At 38.0% G+C, this 7,879-nt stretch carries 9 protein-coding genes; 3 read left to right on the forward strand and 6 right to left on the reverse strand.

Annotated features, from left to right (window positions below):
* Positions 1-59: 59 nt before the first annotated feature.
* The 6 genes from RUH60_RS11330 to xrtF form a co-directional block, all read right to left on the reverse strand.
* On the reverse strand, positions 60-824 hold the full coding sequence (locus RUH60_RS11330) for a DUF2490 domain-containing protein (RefSeq protein WP_313808380.1): 765 nt from the start codon (positions 822-824) through the stop codon (positions 60-62).
* 85 nt (positions 825-909) lie between these two features.
* On the reverse strand, positions 910-1,251 hold the full coding sequence (locus RUH60_RS11335) for a metal transporter (RefSeq protein WP_313808382.1): 342 nt from the start codon (positions 1,249-1,251) through the stop codon (positions 910-912).
* Between the two features lie 21 nt (positions 1,252-1,272).
* On the reverse strand, positions 1,273-3,516 hold the full coding sequence (locus tag RUH60_RS11340; protein ID WP_313808384.1) for a TonB-dependent receptor plug domain-containing protein: 2,244 nt from the start codon (positions 3,514-3,516) through the stop codon (positions 1,273-1,275).
* A 67-nt stretch (positions 3,517-3,583) separates the two neighbouring features.
* Entirely contained in the window at positions 3,584-4,009 is a 426-nt protein-coding gene (locus RUH60_RS11345; RefSeq protein WP_313808386.1) for an HYC_CC_PP family protein, read from the reverse strand.
* Positions 4,010-4,094: 85 nt separating this feature from the next.
* Positions 4,095-4,541: an exosortase F system-associated membrane protein gene (locus RUH60_RS11350; RefSeq protein ID WP_313808388.1), complete on the reverse strand. Its 447-nt coding sequence runs from the start codon at positions 4,539-4,541 to the stop codon at positions 4,095-4,097.
* On the reverse strand, positions 4,516-5,073 hold the full coding sequence (xrtF, locus tag RUH60_RS11355) for an exosortase family protein XrtF (protein WP_313808390.1): 558 nt from the start codon (positions 5,071-5,073) through the stop codon (positions 4,516-4,518). Before xrtF ends, RUH60_RS11350 begins: the two co-directional genes overlap by 26 nt.
* A gap of 71 nt (positions 5,074-5,144) precedes the next feature.
* Here xrtF and RUH60_RS11360 point away from each other — a divergent pair, with 71 nt between their 5' ends.
* From RUH60_RS11360 to RUH60_RS11370, 3 genes are all read left to right on the forward strand, one after another.
* Positions 5,145-5,600 carry a GAF domain-containing protein gene (locus RUH60_RS11360; RefSeq protein WP_313808392.1) on the forward strand — a complete coding sequence of 152 codons (456 nt, stop codon included), beginning with the start codon at positions 5,145-5,147 and terminating at the stop codon, positions 5,598-5,600.
* 103 nt (positions 5,601-5,703) lie between these two features.
* Complete coding sequence (gene rpsO / locus RUH60_RS11365) at positions 5,704-5,973, forward strand: 30S ribosomal protein S15 (protein WP_313808394.1); 270 nt, start codon at positions 5,704-5,706, stop codon at positions 5,971-5,973.
* Positions 5,974-6,116: 143 nt separating this feature from the next.
* Positions 6,117-7,879: polyribonucleotide nucleotidyltransferase (locus RUH60_RS11370; protein ID WP_313808396.1), on the forward strand; the 1,763-nt coding region annotated here is incomplete at its 3' end.

Raw genomic sequence — 7,879 nt, forward strand, 5'->3', positions numbered from 1 at the left:
ATGTAATTCCAAACTTACTATAATTAAAAACCCCGAATCTCACATTCGGGGTTTTCTTTTTATGCTTTCTTTTTAGACCAATCCAAAGTCGTCAAATACGAAATTCGCAAGGTTGGATTCCTTTCCTGCAACGTATTCCCATAATTCCAAATGTACTGATCAATATACGTCAACTGAATTTGATGGTTCGAATTGAAATGATATCCCGCTCCCAACAAAACCCTGTTCTGATTGAACAAAGTTTTCCCTGCATTAGAACCGATATTAATAAACGCTTCATCTCCCACAAACCCGGAAACTTTGACTTCATTGTCTTTTTTCCATAACGGAACCGTGGCTAAAATCATGTAACGCATTCGGTTTCGGTATTCATAACGATCAATTTCAAACGCATCTGCAGCTGCATTGTACTTCGCAATCCCAACAAAACGATTTTCGTCTCGCAAACGATGTGTAAATTTCACATTTCCTGTATTATGCACATACGTTCCTTGAATCCAAACATGGTCTTCGGGAGTATCAATTCGATTCATCGTAGGATCTCCGTAAGAATAAGTATTGTAATGACTATAACCGACACTTCCTGCAAATGATTTGGCAAACTGATAATCAACAGAAGGACGAATGAACCATTGTTGTTTTTCGGAAAATCCGTTTGCATAACGCATGGTAGCTTCTAAAGTGATGGATAGTTTTTCGTTCAATTTATTCTTTCCAACAAAATGCAACCAGATGTTTTCATTCTGACTTTTCACACTTTGCGCCTGACTGCTACAAAAGAAAAACGATAAAGCAATGAGCAAAAATTTTGGCTTGTAATTCATATTCTATTTTTATCTATACCGACAAAAATACCTTTCAGAAAAGCAAAACCCAATAAAAAATCCGCCTTTAAGACGGATTTAACTTTTACTTTCTGTCGTACTGACAACAACCGTGTAAATTATTGTAATCTCCTTCAGTTGCTTTTACATTTTTCGTATCGTGTCCGGCTTTTGCGATTGCTTTTTCGACATCCGTCGAGGAACATTTCTGTTGATTATAAACCAAATGCAACATCTGATCGTCCGAATGCCAAACCGCAGATTTCACTCCGGCAACAGAATAAGCCGCTTTTTCGATACGCTTTTTACACATTTCGCAGTTCCCATTAACCGACACATCCGCTTTTGCGCTTTTATTCTTTTTTTCTTGCGCCTGAACTGTAAAACCAACCAAGGCAACTAATATGATAGCAATTAACTTTTTCATTTTTTATATTATTTAGTGTTGTTATTTAATTTTAAATCGGATTCCGGCATAATACATCTGTCCGAAAATCGGTGCATATATCATAGAACTATCAAAATATGGGCCAAAAGGATCATCAGCGCCTAAAATCGCATTTTTTTGTTTGTAATTTCCAATATTTTCTCCACCAATATAGGCTTCAAAAACACTGGAGAACGTTCTCGTTACCTGAGCATTCATCACCGAAAACGGATTCGAAAACTCCTGCAAACGATACGGCTCCGGATTGGAACTTGTGTTTGGCAAACGCTGTTTTCCCATCCAGTTATATGTAAAATCGAATTTCCATTGTTTTCCTTTTTCTTTGATATGGGTTTCATATGCCAAATTGGTGAAGAAACGGTGTTTCGCCTGCAACGGACGCTCGAAAGTTCCAGTCAGATAATCGGTTTGAATGTCGTAAAATTTATACGCCGTTCGAATGGTTAAATGCGTCATTAAATCAACGTTGAAATCCAACTGTAAGCTGTTTGCATAGGACTTTCCATCCAAATTATGAAACACAACTTCCTGCGGACTAAAATCCAAATCCACAACCGCCTGATTTTGGAAATCGGTTCTGTAATAATCCAAAGACACATCGGCTTTTTTACCGAATAAGGTAAATCCTTGTGTAAAACTTATTCCGTAATTCCAGGCGATTTCAGGATCCAAACCATACACCTTTCCGTTTGCATTCAAGACTGAAAAATCTCGGGAAGTTGCAAAAAGGTTCTGATTTTCTGCAAAAATATTCGCGCTACGTTTTCCTCTTCCTACCGAAGCTCGCAATACAGCTTTTTCCCAAGGATTATAACGTGCGTGGATTCTCGGTGTAAAAAATGCGCCCAAACGGTTGTGTACATCGAAACGTCCACCGGCAACCAAACTGAAATTATCGGTATTATCGTAAGTATATTCAAAGAAAGCACCCACAGAATTATCACGACGACTCACATCGGTTAAGGGACCATTTACCGCTACAAACTCATTATAGTCATCCGAAGTAAAATTCAAACCGGTTGCAAATTTATGCAACGTATTGCTGATGATGGAGTTATAAATCAGATTCGAATAAAAACTATTCTGTTGGATATTGTACTGATTCAACCCGAAATACGATTCCTGTTTGTGATAATTAAAGGAATTTTGAAATCCGATGCTTTTCCATGGCGTATCCGGAAACACATACCCGATTTTAGAAGACAAATCCAATTTATCGGTATTGATTTCAGAGCCCCAATAATTGGTTGTCAATTTATCGCGATCCGGATCAAAGGATTTTTGACCAGTTTGTTTTTCGTCGCGCATATAACGCACATTCAGAAAACTTACCCAGCCTTTTTCCAAATCGTTGTACTGCCAACGGTTCATTACATTAATTTGTTTCCCAAGCGGATTGTCTAAAAACCCATCATCGTTCATATCGTTTTTAGATACTCGGGTGTTGCCGTGTACAAACAAACTGCTGCTCAATTTATCTGAAAACTTCTTGTTGAAATGCGTATTCAGCTCAAAACGACTGTCGGTGGAACCGTAGGCATTTAAAAAAAATGGAATGTCGTCCGCAGGTTTTATCAATTCAGTATTAATTTGTCCGGAGATGCTTTCGTAGCCGTTTACCACACTTCCCGCTCCTTTGGTAATCTGAATGCTTTCTACCCAAGTTCCAGGCGTGAAAGATAATCCATAAGCTTGCGAAGCACCACGAACCGATGGAATGTTCTCTTCCGCAATCAAAATATAAGGACTGGTTAAACCTAACATTTTGATTTGTTTGCTCCCGGAAATCGCATCCGAAAAATTCACATCAATAGAAGGATTGGTTTCAAAACTCTCCGAAAGGTTACAACAAGCTGCTTTTAAAAGTTCCTTGCTGCTCATGGTTTGCGTATTGAGTGGCTTCAGATAAGAACGGCTAAGCGAATTTTTCTTGGTTTTCACCACAACTTCGTCAAGCGTTTTGGAAGCCTGCAACTTTACGGTAATTACTTTAGGTTCGTGCACCATCAAAGTTACCGTTTCATAGCCCACATAACTCACAGCAATTTCATGACTACCCGGATTCATGGGCAATTCAAACTGACCTTGTTCATTGGTCATCGTTCCAACCGTGGAATCTTTCCAGATTACGGAAGCTCCTATTAACGGCTGGTCTTTTTCGTCGGTTATGGTTCCCGACACTTTTTCCTGAGCGGATGCAATTTGTGCAACCAACATCAGCAAAAACATAAAATATTTGTACATGATTTTAATTTTAATGTTCTCAATAAAGATTGCTCTGAAAAATTCAGAGTTGAAAAAACATTAAAATTTAGGCGTAGTAAATGTATTGACAGTAGAGTTTGTAGAGCGGTGGCGCGTTACTTTCGCAATAAAACGAAGGCGCATCGCTTTTTACAGCAACAGTTTCAACTGCTTCAAAAACGGTTGGATTCCATGTCGGAACAACTGTAAAAGCCGCTAAATCAACTTGAAAGGTTTTAACGATTACTTCGTCAGAAATCGATTTTTTTAAATCAATTTTATCGTTTGAACAACAAGAACTGTGTTCGTTCGAAGTGGCGCAACAAGACTTCTCTTCCTCTACTTTTTGAGAAACACAAGGCTCATAAGTTTTATAATCTAATGAAATACCTGCCAATTCTCCACCACAATAATGCACATTAAAAGCCAAGCCAATATTGGATACCAAAAGTAGCGTAGCTAAAAGAAAACTGATGTGCTTATTTATCTTCATACAATGGAAAATCGAGTCAAAAGTACATTATTTTTAAGAAATCAATACCAAAAAAGTGTTAATTCCGCAAAAACTTCAACTTCAATCAATTAGAAACCTGTTTCTGCTGATAATAAAACGCCGGAATAAACAATACTAAAAACAACGGTTGAATCAGAAATCGTCTTACATAAAAAAGCACCGTATAATCCGGATTATCAAGGAAAAGAAAACCAAAAAAGACAAGTTGTAAAACCACAAAAAACAGCAGATAGAGAAACCCTGTCAATTTCACAAGTTGTAAATCTTTAAAAATAAAATAGATAATAGCGACTGAAAGCACCGTGTTCAACAAATACCGAAAAGAAAGATTTAAAAACAATTTCAAACCATCATATTCCGGTAAGGTTTTATTCTGAAAATCTTCTTTAAAAAACTGAAGAAACGGATCATAGAACAGGTTTTGCTCAAAAAAACGAATTCCGGCAAGCAACAAAACCAGCAGCAGTACAATGCAAAAAGTCTTTTTATTTTTTAGAAGCAGCTGCATCATTTCGAGAAAATTTTTGAAGCCAAAATACCCACAACACAAAAACCACAGCATAAATAAACAACGGAAAAACCACGCCGTGCAACAAATGCTCGCTTTCCGGATAACTATAAAGCGCCATGGCCAGCAGCGCAATACGCAAAATATTTAATATGTGGATGATTATACAACCAATCACAATGTAACTTATCGTTCGTAACCAAGTAGTTGAAAAAGCAAAAACAAAAGCTGCAAATAAAATCATGACACTAATAGCGTTGCAACCTTCGATAATTCGAGCAATAAACTTTCCTTGATAGATTAGGTTGACGCAGGGTTCAGAAGCATTCGGCTCAACACTTGCGGATTTTCCGAAAAACTCGAGAACTGATTTAGATTGTTCGGCAACCATTATAGTAAACGTGTCGGTTTCGAACAAATGCTCATCAAACTGATTGAGATACAAACTGTAGCAAAATGTCAACACTCCGTAAAACAAAAAGAATTTGAGTAAAAAGACAAAAAAAGGTTTGTATTGCCGAAAAAGTTGTTTCACAAAATTGATTTTAACAAAAATATAAAAATTAAAAGACGCTGATTCGATACTTTTGCACAAAACTAAAAAATATGACTTTTCAGGATTTACAACCAAAAGTAACCGAAATACTTTCACAGGAAGGGATTTCCCGTGATGAAAAACTTAAAAATCTTTGCCAATTATTAACCGACAACATCGATTATTACAATTGGGTAGGCTTTTATTTTGCAAATCACGAAACAAAAACATTGCATTTAGGACCTTATGTTGGTGCCGAAACCGATCATACTGTCATCCCTTTCGGAAAAGGAATTTGCGGACAAGTTGCCGAATCGAATACCAATTTTGTCGTTCCGGATGTGAAAGCTCAGGACAATTACATCGCTTGTAGTTTTACGGTAAAATCAGAAATTGTGGTTCCACTTTTTGTTAATGGAATCAATATTGGACAAATTGATATCGACAGTCATGTCATCGACCCATTCTCGGAAGCTGACGAACGCTTTTTAGAATTTGTAAATCAAGAAGTTGCAAAATTATTTTAAGTAAGTTTCTTCAAATTATTTGTGATTCTGAAAAATAAAGTTACCTTTGCACCCGTATTGAGATAATCTCAATCTACATAATAATCATTTTAACAATATTAGCATGTACTTAACTAAAGAAGTAAAAGCAGATCTTTTCGCGAAACACGGAGGAAAAGCTGAGAACACTGGTTCTGCTGAAGGTCAAATCGCGTTATTCACATTCAGAATTTCTCACTTGACTGAGCACTTGAAAAAAAATCGTCACGATTACAACACTGAGCGCTCACTAGTTTTATTGGTAGGTAAAAGAAGAAGTCTTCTTGACTACTTAAAGAAAAAAGATATCAACAGATATCGTGCGATTATCAAAGAATTAAACATCAGAAAATAATCATGAAGAAGAGGTGCCTGCGCGCCTCTTTTTGTTTTGTATATTTTGACAGAAAAAAGTTTGGTTTTTCATTGGGTATTAGACAACTACAACACACAACAACAACACAACTGAAACCCTTTGTTTAATTAAGAATTAATTTTATGATTCCTAAGGTTACCCAAGAAATTATCGATTTGGGAGACGGTAGAACCATCTCAATCGAAACAGGAAAACTAGCCAAACAAGCCGACGGTTCTGTCGTGGTGCGTATGGGCGATGCAATGTTATTAGCAACGGCGGTATCTGCCCGTACTGCCAATCCAGGAGTGGATTTTTTACCATTAACGGTAGACTACCGTGAAAAATTTGCCGCTGCGGGACGTTTCCCGGGAGGTTTCTTCAAAAGAGAAGCGCGTCCTAGCGACAGTGAAGTTTTAACTATGCGTTTAGTAGACCGTGTATTACGTCCGTTATTTCCGGATGATTACCACGCGGAAACGCAAATCATGATTCAGTTAATGTCGCATGACGATAATGTTATGCCGGATGCTTTAGCAGGTTTAGCTGCTTCTGCGTGTTTAGCTGTGTCAGACATTCCTTTCTACAATTTAATTTCCGAAGTGCGCGTTGGTCGTGTAGAAGGGAAATTAGTCATCAACCCTAGCCGCGAACAATTAGAAGTTTCAGACATCGACATGATGATTGGCGCTTCGTCTGATTCAGTTTGTATGGTGGAAGGTGAGATGAAAGAAATCTCAGAAGCTGAAATGGTTGAGGCAATTAAATTTGCACACGAAGCCATTAAAGTTCAGATTGTAGCTCAAGAAAAACTAAGAGCTGCTTTTGGAGCACCAGCTTACAGAGAATACGAAGGCGAGAAAAATGATGAAGCTGTTTACGCAAGAGTAAAAGCTGCTTCTTATGACAAATATTACGCTATCGCTCAGGAAGCTTCTTCTAAACAAGAGCGTGGTGAGAAATTTGCCGAAATCAAAGACGAAGTTAAAGCTTTATTCACTGAAGAAGAGCATGCTGAAAATGCTGATTTAGCAGAATTGGTTTCTAAATATATCTACAAAACACAGAAAGAAGCGGTTCGTAACGTAGTTCTTGAAAAAGGAACGCGTTTAGACGGAAGAAAAACTACAGACATCCGTCCTATCTGGTCGGAAGTGGACTATTTACCATCAGCTCACGGATCAGCGATCTTTACTCGTGGAGAAACTCAGGCGTTAGCAACTGTAACTCTTGGAACTTCAAGAGAAGCCAACATCATCGATTTACCATCAGAGCAAGGTGAAGAGCGTTTCTACTTACATTACAACTTCCCTCCTTTCTCAACAGGTGAAGCAAAACCATTAAGAGGAACTTCTCGTCGCGAGGTTGGTCACGGAAACTTGGCACAACGTGCTTTAAAAAACATGATTCCTGCAGATTGTCCTTATACAATCCGTGTAGTTTCTGAAGTGTTGGAATCGAACGGTTCGTCTTCAATGGCAACAGTTTGTTCGGGTACTTTAGCTTTAATGGATGCCGGAGTACAAATGGTGAAACCAGTTTCTGGTATCGCTATGGGATTAATCACTGACGGTCAGAAATTTGCAGTATTATCAGACATCTTAGGTGATGAGGATCACTTGGGAGACATGGACTTCAAAGTAACCGGTACTGCAGATGGTATTACGGCTTGCCAGATGGACATCAAAATTGACGGATTGCGTTACGACATCATGGAGCAGGCTTTAGAGCAAGCGCGTGACGGACGTTTACATATTTTAGGTAAAATCACAGAAACGATTGCAAAACCAAACGCTTCTGTTAAACCTAAAGCACCTAAGATTATTATGACTACCATTCCTGGAAACTTCATCGGAGCTTTAATTGGTCCTGGTGGAAAAGTTATCCAAGAATTACAAAAAGCTAC

This window comes from Flavobacterium sp. (assembly GCF_032153895.1).
Lineage (GTDB): Bacteria > Bacteroidota > Bacteroidia > Flavobacteriales > Flavobacteriaceae > Flavobacterium.